The sequence below is a fragment of the Orbus hercynius genome (genome assembly GCF_003634275.1).
Classification (GTDB): domain Bacteria; phylum Pseudomonadota; class Gammaproteobacteria; order Enterobacterales; family Orbaceae; genus Orbus; species Orbus hercynius.
Window position 1 is genome coordinate 262,147 of the sequence record NZ_RBWY01000003.1, and the last position, 19,915, is coordinate 282,061.

15 protein-coding genes and 1 pseudogene are annotated in these 19,915 nt (G+C 41.2%); 10 read left to right on the forward strand and 6 right to left on the reverse strand.

Annotated features, from left to right (window positions below; all coding sequences use genetic code 11):
• Nucleotides 1–25: 25 nt before the first annotated feature.
• From DES39_RS08845 to DES39_RS08870, 6 genes are all read left to right on the forward strand, one after another.
• Nucleotides 26–1,390: an efflux transporter outer membrane subunit gene (locus DES39_RS08845; RefSeq protein ID WP_121145414.1), complete on the forward strand. Its 1,365-nt coding sequence runs from the start codon at nucleotides 26–28 to the stop codon at nucleotides 1,388–1,390.
• A 27-nt stretch (nucleotides 1,391–1,417) separates the two neighbouring features.
• Nucleotides 1,418–1,762 carry a copper-binding protein gene (locus DES39_RS08850; protein WP_121145415.1) on the forward strand — a complete coding sequence of 115 codons (345 nt, stop codon included), beginning with the start codon at nucleotides 1,418–1,420 and terminating at the stop codon, nucleotides 1,760–1,762.
• A 53-nt stretch (nucleotides 1,763–1,815) separates the two neighbouring features.
• On the forward strand, nucleotides 1,816–3,081 hold the full coding sequence (locus DES39_RS08855; protein WP_425463990.1) for an efflux RND transporter periplasmic adaptor subunit: 1,266 nt from the start codon (nucleotides 1,816–1,818) through the stop codon (nucleotides 3,079–3,081).
• Entirely contained in the window at nucleotides 3,078–6,233 is a 3,156-nt protein-coding gene (locus tag DES39_RS08860) for an efflux RND transporter permease subunit (RefSeq protein WP_121145417.1), read from the forward strand. The genes DES39_RS08855 and DES39_RS08860 overlap by 4 nt, the downstream gene beginning before the upstream one ends.
• Before the next feature lie 339 nt (nucleotides 6,234–6,572).
• Nucleotides 6,573–8,165, forward strand: a complete 1,593-nt coding sequence (locus DES39_RS11015; protein ID WP_211324672.1) for a hypothetical protein — start codon at nucleotides 6,573–6,575, stop codon at nucleotides 8,163–8,165.
• Between the two features lie 2 nt (nucleotides 8,166–8,167).
• Nucleotides 8,168–8,515, forward strand: a complete 348-nt coding sequence (locus DES39_RS08870) for an immunity 8 family protein (RefSeq protein WP_121145418.1) — start codon at nucleotides 8,168–8,170, stop codon at nucleotides 8,513–8,515.
• A gap of 445 nt (nucleotides 8,516–8,960) precedes the next feature.
• On the opposite strand, the pseudogene DES39_RS11245 reads toward DES39_RS08870, so the two are convergent.
• The 3 genes and pseudogenes from DES39_RS11245 to DES39_RS08890 form a co-directional block, all read right to left on the reverse strand.
• A pseudogene (locus DES39_RS11245) lies at nucleotides 8,961–9,104 on the reverse strand (RtcB family protein); the annotation flags it as partial.
• A 1,120-nt stretch (nucleotides 9,105–10,224) separates the two neighbouring features.
• Complete coding sequence (locus DES39_RS08885; protein ID WP_147405431.1) at nucleotides 10,225–11,184, reverse strand: hypothetical protein; 960 nt, start codon at nucleotides 11,182–11,184, stop codon at nucleotides 10,225–10,227.
• A 246-nt stretch (nucleotides 11,185–11,430) separates the two neighbouring features.
• The gene (locus tag DES39_RS08890; RefSeq protein ID WP_121145421.1) at nucleotides 11,431–12,150 is read right to left on the reverse strand and encodes a JAB domain-containing protein; all 720 of its coding nucleotides are present in this window, start codon (nucleotides 12,148–12,150) and stop codon (nucleotides 11,431–11,433) included.
• Nucleotides 12,151–12,365: 215 nt separating this feature from the next.
• On the opposite strand from DES39_RS08890, the gene DES39_RS08895 reads away from it, so the two are divergent.
• Both DES39_RS08895 and DES39_RS08900 read left to right on the forward strand, forming a co-directional pair.
• A complete protein-coding gene (locus DES39_RS08895; RefSeq protein WP_121145422.1) occupies nucleotides 12,366–12,887 on the forward strand; it encodes a DUF6630 family protein in 522 nt (173 codons plus the stop codon).
• Between the two features lie 81 nt (nucleotides 12,888–12,968).
• Complete coding sequence (locus DES39_RS08900; RefSeq protein ID WP_147405432.1) at nucleotides 12,969–13,418, forward strand: hypothetical protein; 450 nt, start codon at nucleotides 12,969–12,971, stop codon at nucleotides 13,416–13,418.
• Nucleotides 13,419–13,610: 192 nt separating this feature from the next.
• On the opposite strand, the gene DES39_RS08910 is transcribed toward DES39_RS08900, so the two are convergent.
• Nucleotides 13,611–14,180: a MarR family winged helix-turn-helix transcriptional regulator gene (locus DES39_RS08910; RefSeq protein WP_121145425.1), complete on the reverse strand. Its 570-nt coding sequence runs from the start codon at nucleotides 14,178–14,180 to the stop codon at nucleotides 13,611–13,613.
• Nucleotides 14,181–14,619: 439 nt separating this feature from the next.
• Between DES39_RS08910 and DES39_RS08915 the strand changes: the two genes are divergently transcribed.
• Both DES39_RS08915 and DES39_RS08920 read left to right on the forward strand, forming a co-directional pair.
• Nucleotides 14,620–15,339: a JAB domain-containing protein gene (locus tag DES39_RS08915; RefSeq protein ID WP_121145426.1), complete on the forward strand. Its 720-nt coding sequence runs from the start codon at nucleotides 14,620–14,622 to the stop codon at nucleotides 15,337–15,339.
• A 311-nt stretch (nucleotides 15,340–15,650) separates the two neighbouring features.
• Nucleotides 15,651–16,715 carry a GTP pyrophosphokinase gene (locus DES39_RS08920; protein WP_121145427.1) on the forward strand — a complete coding sequence of 355 codons (1,065 nt, stop codon included), beginning with the start codon at nucleotides 15,651–15,653 and terminating at the stop codon, nucleotides 16,713–16,715.
• A gap of 71 nt (nucleotides 16,716–16,786) precedes the next feature.
• On the opposite strand, the gene DES39_RS08925 is transcribed toward DES39_RS08920, so the two are convergent.
• Nucleotides 16,787–18,418, reverse strand: coding sequence for a GIY-YIG nuclease family protein (locus tag DES39_RS08925; RefSeq protein ID WP_121145428.1), 1,632 nt, complete (start codon nucleotides 18,416–18,418; stop codon nucleotides 16,787–16,789).
• A gap of 623 nt (nucleotides 18,419–19,041) precedes the next feature.
• Nucleotides 19,042–19,818, reverse strand: a complete 777-nt coding sequence (locus DES39_RS08935) for an AraC family transcriptional regulator (protein WP_121145430.1) — start codon at nucleotides 19,816–19,818, stop codon at nucleotides 19,042–19,044.
• Nucleotides 19,819–19,915: the final 97 nt, after the last annotated feature.

Here is a 19,915-nt window from a genome sequence, read left to right on the forward strand (position 1 = left end):
ATCTATAAAACATCGCTGAGAGATTATGACTAAGTTACCGTTCATCGCTATTCCCTTAATTGTTATGCTCACTGGCTGTATCTCGTTAGCGCCGCAAAATAGCGATGTGGCGATTGCACCGGTACCGGAATATTTAAGTCAATCGAGCGATAAAACCGCAGTGAATATCAGTAACTTAGGTTGGCGGCACTATTTTAATGATCCGCAGCTCGTGAATTTGATTGATATGGCGCTCGCCAATAACAGCGATCTGCGTTTGGCGGCACTCAAAACCTTGGAAAGCTATAAACAGTATGGCGTTGCTCAGTCTGATCGTTACCCACTAGTGACCGGACAATCATCGGTTGACTATGCCGGGCAAAATCACACCGAAACCAGCAAAAAGTACAGCATTGGCGCGACAGTTAGTTTTGAGTTCGATCTGTTTGGTCGCTTAAAAAATTTAAGTGAATCACAATTAGAAGCTTACTTTGCCACCGAAGAGGCGCAGCGCAATGTCTATATGTTATTAGTCTCGCAGGTGGCACAAGCCTATTTTAATGAACAAATTGTCTTACAAAAATTGGCAACTGCCGATCGGCAAATGGCCAATTACCAACAAGCCTTAACGTTCACCCAAGCGGGACTGGCATCGGGCGAATCGAGCTATTTGGATTATCAGCAAGCCAAAGGCATGCTGGAAAGCATTAAAGTGAGCCGGGTTGAACTGCAACAAGAGCAACAATTGGCTCACCATACCTTACAAAATTTGGTCAATCGTTATGACTTTACCGTCAAGCCGGTTGATGCTTTGCAGGTGATAACGCTTACCATTCCGCCTAATTTGCCATCCAGTGCTTTATTAACGCGCCCTGATATCATGCAAGCAGAGCATCAACTCAAAGCCAGTAATGCTGATATTGGTGTGGCCAGAGCGGCCTTCTTCCCGTCGATATCATTAACCGGCAGCCTGAGCAATAGCAGCACTGAGCTGTCTGATTTGCTCAGTGGCGCAACGTTATGGGACTTTGTGCCAAAAATCAGTTTACCGATTTTCAATGCTGGGCAAAATCAGTTGAATCTGGAGATCGCCAATATTCGCCAGCAACAAGCCGGCGTTGAATACGAAAAAACCTTACATGCCGCCTTCAAAGAAGTGGCGGATTTACTGGTGTTAGCGCAAAGTTATGGTCAGCAACTCACCTTACAGCAGCAGTACCTTGCTACCCAACAAACCGCGTTAACCTTATCGCAAGAAGGCTATTTAAGTGGCTCAGCGAGTTATTTAGATATTCTTGATGCGCAGCGTAACGTATTTAGTACCGAATTAACCTTATTAACCTTAAAACAAAACACCCTTGCTAACCAAGTCAGCCTATTTGTTGCCCTTGGCGGCGGTTGGCAAGAATAATTCACCCTCAACCAAAGGAAACATATTATGAAATTCACGCCAATTATCCTTGCCGCAACCGTCATTTTAGGAGCAAGTCAAGCAGTGCTCGCGGCCGAGATGTCGCACGACAATCATCAATCCATGGCGACGTCACAAACCGAGCAGCTAATTAGCGCGCAAGGGGTGGTCAAAAGCCTCGATCTGGCCAATAACAAAGTCACCATCAGCCATGAACCAATTGCGGTATTAAAGTGGCCAGCAATGACCATGCGCTTTACCGCTGACAATGCGGCGTTAATCGAAAATTTAAAACCGAACGACAAAGTTAGCTTTACGTTTGTGCAACAAGGCAATGTATCGCTACTGCGCAGCATTCATGTCACTCAGTAATCGGCACGCATTGTCAGTAAATGGATGTTGGAATGACCAAAACAGGAACTCGCATGATCGCTAAAAAATATAAAACTCTCGGGCTCATTGCGCTAGGGATCGCGCTTGGCACACTCGCTACCGCCTTTATTCTTCCTCGCTTTACCTCGACAACGAGCGAGGCGGCAGTCGATGCCGGTGAACGCAAAGTCCTGTTTTGGTATGACCCCATGTATCCCGCCACCAAATTTGATAAACCGGGCCCGTCGCCTTTTATGGACATGGACTTAGTGCCAAAATACGCCGATGAAGGCAGTGACGAAGTGGCCGGCGTCACCGTTAGCCCAACCCAAGTCCAGAATTTAGGCTTACGCACCGACATTGCCGCCATGGGGCAGTTAACCTATCAACAAAGTTTACCGGCCAATGTCGACTTTAATCAATATCAGTATGAAATCGTTCATGCCAGAGCCTCCGGCTTTGTGGAAAAAAGCTACCCGTTAGCGGTGGGCGATTATGTCAAACAAGGCGATCCGTTAATTGATATCACGGTGTCGGACTGGGTGGCTGCGCAAAGCGAATATTTAACCTTACTCAAAACGCAGGCACCGGCAGAATTACTCAAAGGGGTGCGTGAGCGTTTGTACCTTGCGGGCATGCCCAACGAATTGATTGAACAACTCAGTAAAACGCGCCAAATTCAGAGTTATTTAACCATTCGCGCGCCCATTAGCGGCGTGTTAACCAGTTTTGAACTGCGCAGTGGTATGACGGTCAGTAAAGCGGCAATCATTGCCACCATTCAAGGCATCGATCCGGTTTGGGTGGTTGCCGCCATGCCGGAATCGCTGACCGATTTTATCACCGCGGACACACAATTAACCGTGGCCGCCGCGGCGCTACCGGGTCAGCACTTTGAGGTGCAAAAATGGCAAGTGTTATCCAGTGCCCAAGAAAATACCCGTACGTTAAGTTTACGACTGTTTGTGGGCAACCCCGATCACTTGCTTAAACCGGGTATGAGTGCCACCGTGAGCCTGGCAACCAAGAGTCAGCCTTATTTGTTGATCCCGTCACAAGCGATTATCAATACCGGCGATGAGCAGCGCGTTATCACGCAAGATGGTCAGGGACGTTTTATTCCAAAACAAGTGAAAATTTATGCCGAAGCCAGTGGCAAAACCGCGCTGTTATCCGGACTGCAAGCCGGTGACAAAGTGGTCACATCGGGGCTGTTTTTGATTGATTCCGAGGCCAATATCAACGGCGCACTGGAGCGGATGCGTGAGCAGCCTGCCGAACACAGTAACATGGCAACCGATCAAGGGGCGGCGCAATGATTAAATGGATTATTCAAAAATCAGTCGCCAATCGATTATTGGTGATGATGGGGGTATTACTCCTGTCGGTATGGGGCGCGTGGACTACTTATAAAACGCCAATTGATGCGCTGCCGGATCTGTCCGATGTGCAAGTGATTATTCGCACCAACTATGCTGGTCAGGCGCCGCAAATTGTCGAAAACCAAGTGACCTATCCGCTCACCACCACCATGTTATCGGTGCCGGGCGCAAAAACGGTGCGCGGCTTCTCATCATTTGGTGAATCGTATGTCTATATTATCTTTGATGACAAAACCGACTTATATTGGGCGCGTTCGCGGGTGTTAGAGTATTTAAATCAGGTACAAAACAAATTGCCGTCCGGCGTGGTGCCGATGCTCGGGCCAGATGCGACCGGGGTTGGCTGGATCTATGAATACGCGTTAGTTGACCGCAGCGGTAAACACGATCTTGCCCAATTGCGCTCATTACAAGATTGGTTTTTAAAATTTGAACTCAAGACCATCCCCAATGTGGCGGAAGTGGCCACCGTTGGCGGCGTGGTGAAAGCGTACCAAATCGTGGTCGATCCACTTAAGTTAGCGCAATACAACATCTCCCTGTCGCAAATTAAACAAGCGGTCAGTAACGGCAATAAAGAGATGGGCGGCTCGGTGGTCGAGCTGGCCGAAGCCGAATACATGGTGCGCGCCACCGGTTACTTACAGTCGATTGACGATTTTAATCACATCGTATTAAAAACCGATGATAATGCCACGCCGGTCTACCTAAAAGATGTGGCACGCGTGCAATTAGGCCCCGAAATGCGCCGCGGGGTTGCTGAGCTCAATGGCGAAGGCGAAGTGGTCGGCGGCGTGATTATTTTGCGCTCGGGTGAAAATGCCAGAGAGGTGATTAGCCAAGTCAAAGACAAACTGGCCACCTTACAAAATAGCCTGCCAGAGGGGGTCGAAATTGTCACCACCTATGATCGCAGCCAACTGATTGATCGCGCGATAGATAACTTAACCGGCAAATTACTGGAAGAGTTTATCGTGGTCGCGCTGGTGTGCGTGGTATTTTTATGGCACGTTCGCTCGGCACTCGTTGCGATTATTTCACTGCCGCTGGGCTTATTTATCGCCTTTATTATGATGTATTACCAAGGCATCAATGCCAATATTATGTCACTTGGCGGCATCGCCATTGCCATTGGTGCGATGGTCGATGCCGCGGTGGTGATGATTGAAAACGCCCATAAAAAGCTTGAACAGTGGCAACATCATCACCCCGCGCAAACCATGACCGGCAAGATCCGCTGGCAGGTGATTACCGAGGCCTCGGTGGAAGTCGGGCCGGCGCTGTTTATCAGCCTGTTAATTATTACCTTATCCTTTATTCCGGTGTTTACCTTAGAAGGGCAAGAGGGCAAACTGTTTGCGCCACTCGCCTTTACCAAAACTTACGCCATGGCCGGTGCCGCCGCCTTATCGATTGTGGTGATCCCGATCTTAATGGGCTTTTGGATCCGCGGTAAAATCCCTAAAGAAGAAGCCAATCCGCTTAATCGCTTTTTGATCCATATTTACAGCCCCTTGATTCACATTGTGTTAAAACATGCCAAACTGACCTTAGTGATTGCCGTGGTGCTATTAGCGTCACTGGTTTGGCCGTTAAGCCGCATTGGTGGCGAGTTTTTACCGCGCATTAATGAAGGTGACTTGCTGTATATGCCATCGACCTTACCGGGCGTCTCGTCAGGGCAGGTGTCGCATATTTTACAAGTGACCGACAAACTGATCAAAACCGTGCCGGAAGTCGACACCGTATTTGGTAAAGTCGGCAAAGCCGAAACCGCCACCGATTCGGCGCCGATGGAGATGATCGAAACCACCATTCGCTTAAAACCGGAATCGGAGTGGCGCAAGGGCATGACGCTGGATAAAATCATTGACGAGCTTGATGCGACCGTACGCTTACCGGGACTGGCTAACTTATGGGTACCACCGATTCGTAACCGCATCGATATGTTATCAACCGGGGTGAAAAGTGCCATTGGTATTAAAGTGTCGGGCACCAATCTGGCCGAAATTGATCAGTATGCCGAGCAAATCGAAGGGATCGCCAAAACCGTGCCGGGCGTGGTCTCGGCTTTAGCTGAGCGCTTAACCGGTGGCCGTTATATCGATATTGATATCGACCGGCAAAAAAGCGCCCGTTATGGCATGAACATTGATGATGTGCAGCTTTTTGTCTCTGCCGCGATTGGTGGCCAGATGATTGGCGACACTATCGAGGGGATTGAAACCTACCCGATCAGCCTGCGTTATCCGCAAGATTACCGCAATAATGTCGACAGCTTACGCCGTTTGCCGATCTTAACGCCAAAAGGCCAGTACATTACACTGGCGGACGTGGCTGATGTCGCGGTAAAACCGGGCGCGCCGATGCTCAAAACCGAAAACGCCCGGCCGGCCAGCTGGGTCTACATTGATGCCCGTGGCCGCGACATGGTGTCGGTGGTGCATGATTTGCAAACGGCAATTAATAAAGACGTCAAACTCAGTGCCGGCATTAGCGTGTCGTATACCGGTCAGTTTGAACTGCTTGAGCGCGCCAGTGCCCGTTTACAGATGATGATCCCAATGACGATATTCATTATCTTCACCTTACTGTATATCGCCTTTCGCCGCATTGATGAAGCGCTACTGATTATTACCAGTATTCCGTTTGCCTTAATTGGTGGCTTTTGGTTCCTCTACTTTGAAGGCTATCACTTATCGGTGGCGACCGGCACCGGCTTTATTGCGCTGGCCGGCGTCTCGGCAGAATTTGGTGTGGTGATGCTGCTGTACTTGCGCCACGCGATCGAAGAGTGCCAACAGCAATTGGGCAAAACTGAGCTGACTGATGACGAACTCGATGAAGCGATTTTCCACGGCGCTGTGCTGCGGGTCAGACCCAAAGCGATGACGGTGGCGGTGATTATTGCCGGGTTAGTGCCGATTTTACTTGGCACCGGCACCGGCTCCGAAGTGATGAGCCGCATCGCCGCGCCTATGGTCGGCGGCATGATCACCGCGCCACTGCTGTCGATGTTTGTGATCCCGGCTGCCTATAAATTGATTCAGCGTCGGCGATTTAAACATCCAAAGATTGAGCAGGAGTAACGTAGACTAGCGAAAAGCAAGCGTGTTGCAAAATGGTAGCTGGCAAAACCTGTCATCATCGATTGATGGGGATTGCTAGCTTTTTTATATCACTATTGTTTTACTTTCATTGAACTTTAAATAATATTCTAATTTTATAGCAAAAAAACTCAATAAACTCTCTTCATCATAATAAGTCCCTGTGTCAGCTTTAATAAACTATTCTCGATTAATAGATAAGAATTGATAACGCTTTTCTTCATCCCACGCTAAAATCCTATCGCATAATGCTATAAATCTTGTTATTTCTTATTAAATAGATTATCGTTACCGCTCATAAAATAACAATAATAAATACTGGTGAAATATTATCTATTAGTGACCACAAGGCAGTGGCAAGCGTTACAACAACCGCTTGATGATAATGCGTTCTTCCCTCGTAGTCCTTTCATGCCACAAAGTGTGGTTGATTATGCTAAGTTGCAACCCGTCCGCTATCACTACAGCCATCAGATGGATGAGATTATTCAGCACTGCGTGAAATATCAAGATACGTGTAAAAATCTATATTCAACCCTTGAACAGCTCGGTTTATATTATGGCAACAATACCTATCATAAAGATGATATTAAATTCAGTGCGGCACTAAAAGAAGCCTTAACATCGCAGCGCGCGATATTAATTGAAATGCCCGTTGAGCCTTGCTCGGGAATGCTTCCGCCACAAAGCGACTTTTTAACATTACCGAACAATAAAATAGCGCGTAGGTTAACCCCTGATGAAGTTACAGCTTGCGAACTTGCAAGGTATGGTAACGAAAAAAACTGGATTGAAATCACCGTAAACGATTTACCCAATCAGCCCTTTACCCTCTTTAATCATGGTAGCCAAAAAATCGTTAAGCAGGGCCACTTAGATAATAACGGCTATGCTTATGTTGATTTACCGGTTAACGCGCAGTATGTCGATATTGTCTTTGATAACCAGCAAGCGTATCGGCCATGGTATTATGACATGCCATTACAGATGCTTGCCGGTATGCGTGATGCGGGTCAATCGGTGCTTGATTTAGTTTGGGATGCCACGCCGATTAAACAAACCATTCGGCGCGACTTTGACATCGAAGTGGCCAATCCCGTTCAATTGGCAAAAGTCGCCGCCGCCGACACCATACCCGGCGCACTTACGCATGGTATAAGTCAGTTTTTAGTTGGTTTTATTCCTGCCGCTAAAGCACTCAAATTTATCAAACCCATCAAGAAAATGGGCAGACTCGCCCAAAACATGATTGCCGGTGGTGTGGCTGATTTTGCGGTCTTTGCGCCCCATGAAGAGCGATTATCAAATCTTGTTCAATCATTTGATGAATTGCAAAATCCGGTAACTGCATATTTGCAGGCAAGCCCAGATGACAGTGCAGCGGAAGGACGGTTAAAAAACGCCTTAGAAGGATTACTGCTTGGCGCACTTGTTGAACCCTTTGCTCACTCATTACGTGCTTTAAAATATGCTAAAATTAAATGGATGGTGCCCGAGGTTAAAACCAAAGTTCATTATCAGCTTAAGGCTGCTTATTATGAAAATCATAATGCGGCTAATTATGATAAATTACTTAAACAACTTGAAAATCAAAATGTAAGTAATATGTCTTGGAACGAGCCAATACTCGCAAAAGTTGTTAAAGGTGATAATGGAAAAATTAACTATGGCGTTGGAACGGCAACGAGTGAAGAAGCTAATAGGCTAGGCAAAATATGGGTTGGGGATGGTTATCTTGTCGATAGCCATGGCGGGTTAATAAGTGCTGATAGGACTAGAGGATATCGTTTCCCTTCAGATAAAGACAGTCTATTTGCTGAAACAGGCATCCAAGCTAATTTTGAAACATATCAATTTAATGAGCTTGGAAAGAAATTTAAAATAGGTAATGCTCATTTGAATATTAAGGATTAATAATGAAAGCTGTATTAAAATCAATTGGATCAATTGATCATGACCCTAAAACATATATCCCTGAAGATAAAAAAGCGTTTTCCATAGCTTTGACTTTATCTATAGGTTCATCTCAAAGCAATGGTGCTGACTACTTTGATTTATTTGTGTGTAGCCCTGAGTGGCTGTGTCAACATCAATGGATTCCTGAAATACTACGCCATACATTGATTGTTAGAAAATACGATTTAGATGAGATCACCGAAACGATAAATAGTTATATTGAAAAATGTCATTGTGATACATGGATGGAAACCGCCGAAAAACTTTCACGCTATTTTGCATGGGAATTTGAGGACTACTCGGTATAGGAATTAGATTAGGTAAAATGACCAAAACATATGATGAGTGAAATGCTAAAATTGGGCAATTAATTTTTAAATCTTCTCCTGATGGAGCAAAAAATAATAGCTCAGTTAGAATGTACACTAGAAATGGATTTTTCAACCTTTCTATTTGATTTTTATTATAAAAATAATGAATTAGAGTGGTGTTTACCTAATAGTAATATTACAAACCCTTTAAGTGATACAGTAAAAGAACTCAGGCAGTATTGATAATAATTTAATAAACGGGCTACCAGCTTGGATTGGTTGTATTATTACTGTCGATATTGAAAACGCTAAAATTACTATCGACTTTAAATATGAGCAGTTTATTGAATCATAATATTTACCTGTTTTGATGCCTAAGTTTTTCCATATATTCCTGTCTAGATATCAATAACACAAATGTTGGTTTGTGCTATTGATGACATTAAGCTTTAAAGGTGATCCACAGTTTCAGTCTGACGACCGATTGAATCAAGTTCGCTTTTTCTTGGGCTTAAATCACGGGCGTAATGGTTTTGTAGGCCACCGGTGCTTCTTCTTGCAAACGTTCCTCTTTCAAGGTAATGCACACTGCCAAGGTAAATGCGCCTTATCGGTGGTTAAGTTTTTAGCTCGCATTATCAGGTGCTCAGGCGACCGAGGGGTCAAGCCAACCCATCCGGCTCCCCGTTCCACTGCGCGTGGGGCGTAGGGCGGGTATTTGGCTGATTTATCGTATTTTAGTGCATTGATATGCTAATGACATGAGTTTCGTGTAAAGGTTCAGAAGTGGTGATTTTTGCGAGGTGGCTCGCAGATTTTTATGTAATGGATAGGTTATAGTAAAGATATCTGTAAGTTTTTTATATGCTAGTGCCATCGGTTTCGCCTTTAAACGTGTGGGGGAATCTATCACATTAGGTGCTTAGGCGACCGAGGGGTTCCAACCAACCCCTCCGGCTCCCCGTTCCACTGCGCGTGGGGCGTAGGGCGGATATTTGGCTGATTTATTGTATTTTAGTGCATTGATAGGCTAATAGTCGAAGCATAGATTGTATTGTATCTCTTCATAGTATATTTCACTCTAATGAAATTAAATCTATAAATGAATGTGGAAAGAATAAAATATTTGATAAATCAGTGTCCTTATTTCAAGCCACATTGAGTGATGGCACTCTAAGGGGAACTAGCAGGTAGTTTACAAAATGTTGATGCTAATACGATGTCTTGGGTCCTAAAGCTTTTTGGTGCAAGCAATTTTACTGTATCTAAAGTATCCATTGTTCGAATTAACACACTAAGAGAAAGGCGAAATGCAGTAGCCCATGGAGGTGAAAGTTCTTCAGTGGTAGGCGAGAGATATACGATGGAAGAGTTACATAATATATATAGCGTAGCTGATGAACTTATTACTGATTTTTTGTTAAATCTACGCGAATATTGTGTTTGTAAACATTATCTAAAAAATCATACGTAGTATAGTAAATATTTTACATTCATCTTAGAGTCAAAATTTCCCTAACTGTTTCTATTACCTCACTATAAATTATGAGTTGTTATAACTATTTAATGCCTTAACTATCTAAATATACCAGAAGTTACTCTCATATTTAGCCTTTACAAAATATTCGACTAAATTGTGAGGTACTCAATAGCAATGTCTCACCTATGTTTATCTACTGAGGATAGTTACAGTTATTTTATTAAAACTACTCATTATTGAAGAAATAAAACAATAACTGTAGTTTTAATAAAATAACCTTCTTATTATTTTTTACATCAAACTGATATTTAAAGTTACTATACTCATTCAATCTTTTTAAATAGAACTCTACTAATGGATCTCCATTATCTGTAAATATCCAAATATTCAATTTTGGTAATTCATATGAAAATTCTTTATTTAGTTTATTTGATTGTAATCTAATATTGTTATTTAAATCAGCTAGTGACATATTTTGTAAATTATTTCTAATTTCATTAATTAAAGGAAAAAGATAGATTTTAAAATTTTCCTCTTCTATTTTAAGTGATTCAATTCCTGTCGTAGTATTAAATATAATGATTAGTGTTTCAATTATATGAGTATACTCTTCAAATATTCGTAATTTTGATTCTTTTAATAATATTTGTAATTGTTGATTAATATTATCCGATGTTTCAATTTCTCGATTAATTTGCTCACAACAAAATTGTTGATATTGATCATTCAGTTTCTCGATTAAAATTTCTAAATAATTATATCGAACAATGAGATATTCGTTTAATTCACTCAATTTTATTTTAAACGTAGTATCTTCTTTTTCAACAAGGTTACTGTATAATCTTATTTTCAAATCATAATCGCCAAATCGATCTTCATATGGCCAACTGGCATATAATTTTTCACCACTCTGTCCATCAAGGTTAACTGGATGTGCTCCAAAACGAGCTCTAATTTCTTTAAAATATTTATCATCACAACCACTTTTAAATATTTGATTTTCATTCTCAAATGGTGATTTTCTATTTTTAGAGTCATTTATGCTGCGGTGTAATTGTTTTACACCTTCATAAATTATGTCTATTGATGAAATATATGAATAAATTTGCATACATTTAACATTAATATTTTTCGAAAGTGGTGGAAATTCATTTATATAATTAACAGCAACAGTGATCCAATCCATACAACTACAAATTAGATTCCATTGATTTTTATTGTTACGATAAGAATATTGTGAAAAGAAAAAATTCTGATTAGCATTGATCGTTGAACGAAAACGATAGATCAGTTCTATGTCAACAATACAATTTTTTTTCTTGCAATTTTTTGGCATTGATTTTTTTAATCCATTATCAATTTTTGGATAAATATCATTTTAATAAGATTTAAAACATCAAAAATGAGATCTTGCTCGCATTTTTGATACTTATTACTCTTGAGCTTTCACCGTTTTCTTTTTCAGAATCTTTTGTACTTCTTTAGCATCAATTTCCATAATTGTGGCTATTTGTTCAATGGAAATATCTTTTTGAGATAGTGCATGTACTAACCTTTCTTTTTGCTCTCGCTCTTGTTTTGCGACCAGTTTTGCAGTTCTAGCTTTTTCCTCAGCAGTTTTTACTTTATCGTTCGCAACTGCCAATTTCTCTTTGGCAATGGCTTTTTCTTCTTTGCGAATTTGTTCAACCACTTGGTAGGTTGGCACGTATTTTAGGCTTTGCTCGAGCTGTTGCATGAGTTCGATTTGGCGAAAGCTGAGGTAGTGTTCGGGGGTGATGATGAAGTGGTCGATGAGGTCGATATTTAAGATGCGGCCAACTTGAATCAGGCGGTCGGTGATGTCTTTGTCGGCGTCTGAGGGGATCAAGCTGCCAGCGGGGTGGTTGTGTACGGCAATGACGCGGGTGGCGTTTTTCATCACCGCGACGCGGAAAATGTTCATCGGTTCAATCGGCACGCTGCGCACCGTGCCAAGGGCAATCAGTTCGATATACAAAATAAAACCGGCTTCGTTCATGCCGATGATCCAAAAATGTTCTTTATCGCGGTCGATTTTATTTTCGCGCAGCAAGATGCGCTGCATAATGCTGTACACATCATCCGTGCCTTCAATATAGCGTTTATCATTTTTGCCTAGCTTAATATCCATCTTTTCACCCTGTCATCGTACCCGAAAACACTATAGCATATTCCGCCTGCGCTTGGCAGTAGTTAATCAAACCGATAATGCGAGAGACTGCACAAAATCGATATTGGTTGGCACGAATTCTAGCCGTTAAGCATTCTCATTTTAGGTGATTTCCTTTATGATAACCGCGGTGATTTTAATCATAAAAAACCAATCAAAACAGTAAGGAGCAGTGTATGCAGTGGGTGATGACGGATGCGTTTAGGCAAGATTTAAAACAATTGGTGGCGCTGTTGACTAATCGTCCTGATTTGCAATGGATGAATGAGATGATTGATCATTACCAATGGAATGATGCTGAGCACGATGAATTTGAACCGGCGTATCCAGTCAGTGACGAAGAGCTGATCGCGTTTCGCCAAGTTGAGATCATCGGTGACCTCTTACAACCGGAATTTATGCTGCAAATCGATTGGAACGAAGGCGTTGACCAGCTTGAAGCCGGGATTGAAGATCTGTTACTCAGCAATTTTGGGGTCAATCGGGCATCATTCCCCAATATGCGCCATTACGATAACCGTACGACGATTGCCGATGAACGAGTGTTAGGCGATTTTAATCGAGAACTGAAAAAACAAGGCTTTAATCTGGCTAATATTATCTCGGGTGATGATAATGTTTGGATCATCGTCTACCCAACCACTGCACACAGCCAAGTCGAACAGTTAATGAGTCAATTGGGCGCCGAACTTGCCTAGTTTTATTATCATTGATTCATTATTGCAGATAGACTTTACTAAAAACGCATGTTAACTAAATTGATGAGGGTAATGGTGAGTATGATATTTTTTAAATCGCGTCAATATATCAATGTAGGCAATCGGGTTGATGCGGTCAAAATTAAAATTGTGGTACTTGTTAGTTTGATAGGGTTACTTGCCGGCTGTGTGACTGAAGCGGGTTATCAGCGAAAATTACAGCGCTCTGTCGGAATGTCAAAGCAACAGTTGATCGATGAATGGGGGGAACCGGTAACCGAGTTTGCGCATAAGCAAGTGTATAGTCAGGGCAAGTTATTACAAAAAGCTGAGACCATTATGAACTATTATCAGCATACTAATTTTAATCAGCCGGCAAAGCTTACCATTAAGCAGGTGAGTAACAATTCGCTAACATATGATTTTCAACCCCAATCAACAACGACGTTTTCGTGTTTAACAACATTTAGGCTTGAACATGATCGCGTAGTGAGCTACAAGTATGAAGGTAATAATTGTGTCGCGTACTAGTTATGCTGATCTTTGTCAAATCACTTAATATTGCTATGGCGATAAATTGATCTTATTGCTATTTCAACCAGTGAACTTCTTTTAAGAAACATTACCAATTTCAATCCAAGCGGCTTCATGCCGCTTTTACAGATGCTAGCGCCGTTAGGAATCCAAGCTTGTCTGTTAAGATTGAATTTGAATAGGTGTGCCTTAAACATCACTTTTTTGCCGCTCATCACGGTGCCTTGCTCTGCGCTCGCCTCTGCCATGCTTTTCGTAATGATGATGGCGGCGGCGGTGCCCATGGTCATCATCATGGCTTTCATCGTCGTCAAGTTCACCGAGATTGCTTTTCAGGGTGTCGAGCAATTTATCGAGTAAACCCGATAAGGTTTGCTGTTCCTCGCTTGATAAGCCGGCAAATAGTGCATCAACGTAGCTTTGTCGCAGGGCTTCCACTTCGGCAACGGAAGCACGGCCTGCCTCGGTGATAAACACGTTACTGATGCGACGATCGGTGTCGTGTGGACGGCGTTCAATCAACTGATTGGCTTCGAGCTTGGTTAACAGTTCGCCGAGTGACGGTGGGCGGATGTGCAATAACTCCGCTAACGCACGTTGGCTAATGCCATTATTTTGATTGACTAACGACAGGGTGCGACCTTGCCCGCGATGCATATCTGGCTGACGCTGATTTTTTTTTGCGCCATGACCGCGTTGCAGTAGGTTGGTGCAGTAATGTAATTGGTGGTAAAGTTTACCGGAAAAATGGGTTGTCATAATCACTCCTTATAAAAATATCCTATAACAATAATGAATTAATAAGATTAGGATCCTAATGGAAACGAATGATAAGGTACCTTATTATCTTTGTCAAGTTATTTAGGTACCTTATTAATTTCAAGGCAAATGACCAATTTATCCTGACGGGAATCGGGCCGCAAAGCCTGATGAGTACAGGCTGACTTGCCATAAAGTTCAGTTTGCGCGCATGAATTGCGCGGTAAGAAGTCAAACTGACTGCATGATTTTTAAACAAATCAAGTCAACCGCTATCGGTCAATTTTGCGATCTGCCTCGCAAAAAATAATGCAATTTAACAATGCTAACATCTTGAAAATTCATCAACAAAAATCGGCGCAGTTTATCGGTTTACGTTTTAATTTAAGTGGGAATTGTGCTATATTTTGCTGTCAATCAACAACGGTTAGGTGAGCAGATGGATATTAAACTCGGCAAAAATGATAAAAAATATATCGAAGGCACCGACGACGTGTTTAGTATTATGCAGCGCATCTTACTGCGCGAAAACAAAATCGACCGCGATAAAGAACATTTTTGGATCATCGGCATGAACGAAGCCGGTTTTATCCTCTATATCGAGCTGATTGCCCTTGGCACGGTGCGCAGTGTGCCGATTGAACCGATGAATATTTTCCGCGTAGCGGTGATGAAAAACGCCACCCGCGTGATTGCCGTGCATAATCACCCCGCTGGCAGCTTGATCCCGTCGGACGCCGACAAAGACATCACCGACCGCCTGATCCAAGTCGGACGCATCTTAAACATCGCCCTGATTGACCACCTCATCATCACCCCCGAACACTACCTCAGCTTTCGCCAAATCGAACTGATGAACGAGCTTGAACAAAGCCTAAAATACGTGCCAACCTACCAAGTGGTTGCGCAAATTCGAAAAGAAGAAAAAGCGATTGCTAAAGAGAAATTGGCGGTGGAGAAGGGCAAAACCAAGACGGCTGAGGAAAAGGCAAGGGCAGAGAAAGAACAAAAAGAAGCTGCATTAGCACAAGCCAAAGCATTAGCAACCGCCTTACTCAACAAAGGTGTTGATGTTGAAACGATTGCTAAAATTATGGAAATTGACGTTAAAGCTGTGCAGAAGATTCTGAGGAAGAAAACGGCCAAAGCTAAAGAGTAATGAGTAACCAGTTTCAAAAAATGCGAGCTTGCTCGCATTTTTTATGTTTTCAATTTGGTATTTTGCGAGGTAACGCGCAGAATTGAATGAAAATTTCACAAGTTTAAAACGATAATCTGAATGCATATAAATATAATTTATAAAATCTGGTTAAAATGATTTATGTTGTCTAGGGAGCAATGAAAATTTTTCAGAATGTTGCGTGGATAAATGTTTTAGCCTCTAACAAGAAGAACTGATAAAAAATTAACCCGTTAAATATTTCGCTTGCTGTTTGATTTATAGCACTAACTACTACACAAGAGGTATTCATGGCATCTTTAAATTATGAAGAAGAAAAGGCACAATTCTTAGACTTTTATGCTTTAAAGCATAAGTTACTTGAGGATGCAAAGGATTCTTTTGTTGCTCTTACAAACGCATTATTGATTCATGTTGGTTCTATAGCTATTGCAAAAATTGATGGTCGTGTTAAAGAGAAAGCCGAGTGTATTAAAAAATTTAATCTCAAATACCGAACAAATCTTGAATCAAATTCAACAGCTTATAGTATCCGAGAGTACATCACTGATCTTATAGGGCTAAGAGTTGTATGTTTGTATGAAGATGACATAAATAAAATCGAGAAATGTCTATCTGAACATTTTGAAATAATTGATAAAACGGACAAAACTGCACAGATAGAAAATACTGAAGATCATTTTGGTTACAAAGGACTTCATCTGGATCTACGGCTGAACGAACAGAGAATGAATTTACCGGAATACACTAAATATTCTGAATTTAGATTCGAGATCCAGGTCCGAACAATTATTCAGGATTCTTGGAGTGTGCTAGATCATAAGATCAAATATAAAAAGTCAATTCCCACTAGGTTAAAACGTCGCATAAATACACTCGCAGCTCTGTTTGAGCTTGCAGATCAAGAATTTCGTAATATTAGAGATTCAACATTTGAAGAAATTAAAAAAGAGGAGATTTCAGACGATATACTTTCACAAGAAACTAATGATAGTCAAAGTCAGCAAGAAGGTAAAAAGTCCCTAGTGTCAAAGCTAAATGCTTTTAGTTTTCTGAAAATCGCAAATCATTTTTTTAATGATTTTGAATTTGAACCACATAAAGTCGATGGATTCACACAGGAAGTAGTCGGCATGAAACCAAACATTAGTAGGGGTGAATTTAATTTTTATATGAAAGAAAATATATCTAAGATTAAGAGCTATCAACGGTATTTTGAACAAGCAAATCCAAATGACACACTAAACCCATACACCATAATACGGCATTGTCTGTTTCTTGGCAACAAACAGGTATTTGAAAATATACTAACAAATGAGGCTAAACAAAGATTTGAATCGTGGCAGAATAGCTAATACACTAATCATCTGCCAGAATAAACAGAGTCTAAGTATGTGTTAATATATTTCAATGCGTGCAGTACATTTTATGTATTTATATTTTCTATGTTATTTATAACAGACTCTACAACGGATAAAATTTCACTATATGGCATTTTAAAATATTCTCTTTTAGGATTAATTCTGTATGCAGACAATTTTTCGTGGATAAGTTTTTCTGCAAGTATACAGTCTTTTGTTTCTCGCTCATGAGCAATTAAAAATTTATCTGGTGAGCTGGTAGTTCTTGATAGTTCTAAAGCCCTAATAGTTGTATTTCTCTTTGTAAGACCTATCTTAAAAATATTTTTATCATGCGCAGCAGAGCGCATTATATATATAGTCCCTTGATTTTTATTTATATTTTCTCTTTTGACATTTAAGTAATTATTTTCTTCTTTTTCCTCAAACCATGATAATGTTTGATTAATCCATGTTCTACCATGTATTGGTTGTCCATTTTTATCTCTACCTACACCTCTATGATCTAATTTTTTCCAGTAACCGCTTGTTTCAATTTTATAATCCGGCGACAATAAAACAATGTCTTCTGAAGATTGTTTATTTCTACTTGGTATTCTTGATATATTACGATAGCTTATGAGGTATTTAGAATCTACTTCCGATATTATTTTACGGTTTTTTAATTGTTTCTGAAATTCTAAATATTGAGTTGGGTGTCTTTCAATAACTATATCATCTTCAAATTTTTTCATATAAGAGGGAATTAGAAGACAATTTTTACATAATTCAAAAAGAGCAGAATAGGATTCAATTTTTTTCCTATTATTTTCATACGCTGACTTAAATTTATCATTTATAAATTCACCATCATTATTTAGATAGGAATCTACATTATCAGTTATGATCACATAGGACTTCCCGTGATCCTGTAAAACGTATCGAGCATCTATCGTTTTGGTCTTTAGGTCAAAGCGAACAAGAATTATTGTTTTCCATAAACTGTTATCTCCTTCATATAAAGGTTCGGCTCGTAATTCTCTTTTTTTATCAGGTTGTATATGTTCTCTTCCTGGGGCTATTTCATAATTAAACTTATCCAAAAATGTTTTTTTTATTTTTACCGTTTCTTCTTCAATATTACATTTTTGTCCAGCAAATAGAATAATACTTACTTCTTTGCCAAATTTAATCATTGATATTGCTGAAAATTCATATTTTTTCTTGTTAGAAGTTGTGAAGTCAATTTGATTTGATATATCATCAGAGGTAAAAGAATATATTTTCCTTTCTTCAAGAAATTCAAATTCATCTTTAACATTGTTAGCTGTAATATAATCAATAAAATCATCAAAAGAAAATATATAATCTAATTCATCTCTAATTTTAAATGTGGAAGTTTCTGGAATAAATTGATTGAATGCCTCAACAACATTAAACGATGTAGGCATATCATATAAACCACCATTAAATATTCTGCCGTTGTATTCAAGATTAAACTCTCGTATTTGTTTATCTATAGGTAATTCTGAGCCATTTTTTTGTTGTATTTCTAATAATGCATAAGCTTTCTTAATGATTTTATCAATTTTCTTTTTAATCGCAGTATCTTCCATTCGAGAAGATACTATTTTTTCATAGATCTCTCTAGCATAAGTGCCTTTAGGTGGAATAGCCATTGAACCAATAGTTTTCATTCTATTATAATGAGTATTCATGATAGTTTTTTCCTCAAAAAAATTAGACTTAGCATTATTGTATCGCTATTTTAAATATATTCTGTTCTTTTTATATATATCACCGTTACAGATTTATATTTTTCTTAGAATCTATCCCATTTTTGGCTTTCACATTAGTACAATTAGTTTTAACCAAAAGGAGGGAAAATTGAAGTGATTCTTGAGTACAGGATTAGGACATATCCATTTATTTTGTACTTGCTCCTAACTATCTTATAACCTGGCAATCCAGTATCCATATTTATCACTATCGGCAATATTTAAGCTAAATTTGTGAGACAGCTCGCAATTAAACTTTTTCTTTATCATAATCTTGTAAGACATCTCGCAAAACCACCTCACTTGACCTTACCTCGACCGTTAAAAACGGCCGACGACGGCGTGAGGCGGGGAATGACGACGTCATCCGTTTTTTCAGGTCAGGAGCGGGATTGCCAAGGGAATGCGGCATTCCCTTGGCCGGGCGCAGGCAACGATCTCAAGCCCAACGCCGTGATGCTTCAGCGACCGAATCATCACCAACATTATCATTAAATCCCTGCAAATTTCTTGCAGAAATACTCCCCATTTCAATCAAAACAGCTGAGCTACCGCTGTGCGGATTAACGGATGCTTAAGTGTTCGCGCGCATAGTGCATTGGCGTGACGCCGGTGTGTTGGCGAAAAAAACAGATAAAAGCACTGTCACTAATGAACTCCAGCTGCTGCGCCACGTGATGGATCGCCGCACCATCGGCAAGCAGTTCAATGGCTTTGAGTAAACGCCATTGTTGACGCCAGCTTTGGTAATTCATGCCAGTTTCTTGAATAAAAATACGGCTAATGGTGCGTTCGCTGGCGCCGATTTTTTGCGCCAGTTGCTGTAACCGTGGCGGCAGTCCGCCTTGGTGTACGTTAATGAGCCAGCCTTGTAGACGGCGATCGCGTGGGTAAGATAAGCGCCAGTTTTCATGCCTTGCCTGTTGTATCTCTTGGGTGAATACCGTCAGCAGGCTCTGCTGCTGATCAGCGGGCATATCCCAAGGCCAAAACGCCATGCGCTCAATCACCGCAAACAGCAGCGGATTAACCGCTGCAATGTGCAGCGGTAACGCCGACAATGGCAACGAGGGAGTAAAATATAACGAGCGGTAGTCCATCACCCCTCGCATCATGGCGCGGTGCATGGTGTTCGCTGGGATCCACGCGGCGCGGCTCGGCGGCAATAAGCACAAGGTGTCTGCCAGTTCAATGGTGATACAACCCGATGCGGCAAACAGCAATTGGTGACGCTGGTGGCTGTGCCGTCCCGAATCATGCTGCCCCATTTTAGCGGCGATACCGACCACCGGCGCGCTAAAGTCATCCGCATTAAACGCTTGGTCTGGCGTAATTTCCATTATGTTGTCCGATATTTGATATATTTAGTCATAATCATTGTAATCAAACAGGCTGAATTGAGCAATAATGGCGCCCATTGTCAGTGATATTAAATGA

What these genes read in the sequence shown, in the direction of transcription:
- DES39_RS08845 (WP_121145414.1), top strand. Translation starts at nt 26, where the DNA reads ATGACTAAGTTACCGTTCATCGCTATTCCCTTAATTGTTATGCTCACT.
- DES39_RS08850 (WP_121145415.1), top strand. Translation starts at nt 1,418, where the DNA reads ATGAAATTCACGCCAATTATCCTTGCCGCAACCGTCATTTTAGGAGCA.
- DES39_RS08855 (WP_425463990.1), top strand. Translation starts at nt 1,816, where the DNA reads ATGATCGCTAAAAAATATAAAACTCTCGGGCTCATTGCGCTAGGGATC.
- DES39_RS08860 (WP_121145417.1), top strand. Translation starts at nt 3,078, where the DNA reads ATGATTAAATGGATTATTCAAAAATCAGTCGCCAATCGATTATTGGTG.
- DES39_RS08870 (WP_121145418.1), top strand. Translation starts at nt 8,168, where the DNA reads ATGAAAGCTGTATTAAAATCAATTGGATCAATTGATCATGACCCTAAA.
- DES39_RS08885 (WP_147405431.1), bottom strand. Translation starts at nt 11,184, where the DNA reads ATGGATTGGATCACTGTTGCTGTTAATTATATAAATGAATTTCCACCA.
- DES39_RS08890 (WP_121145421.1), bottom strand. Translation starts at nt 12,150, where the DNA reads ATGGATATTAAGCTAGGCAAAAATGATAAACGCTATATTGAAGGCACG.
- DES39_RS08895 (WP_121145422.1), top strand. Translation starts at nt 12,366, where the DNA reads ATGCAGTGGGTGATGACGGATGCGTTTAGGCAAGATTTAAAACAATTG.
- DES39_RS08900 (WP_147405432.1), top strand. Translation starts at nt 12,969, where the DNA reads ATGATATTTTTTAAATCGCGTCAATATATCAATGTAGGCAATCGGGTT.
- DES39_RS08910 (WP_121145425.1), bottom strand. Translation starts at nt 14,180, where the DNA reads ATGACAACCCATTTTTCCGGTAAACTTTACCACCAATTACATTACTGC.
- DES39_RS08915 (WP_121145426.1), top strand. Translation starts at nt 14,620, where the DNA reads ATGGATATTAAACTCGGCAAAAATGATAAAAAATATATCGAAGGCACC.
- DES39_RS08920 (WP_121145427.1), top strand. Translation starts at nt 15,651, where the DNA reads ATGGCATCTTTAAATTATGAAGAAGAAAAGGCACAATTCTTAGACTTT.
- DES39_RS08925 (WP_121145428.1), bottom strand. Translation starts at nt 18,418, where the DNA reads ATGAATACTCATTATAATAGAATGAAAACTATTGGTTCAATGGCTATT.
- DES39_RS08935 (WP_121145430.1), bottom strand. Translation starts at nt 19,818, where the DNA reads ATGGAAATTACGCCAGACCAAGCGTTTAATGCGGATGACTTTAGCGCG.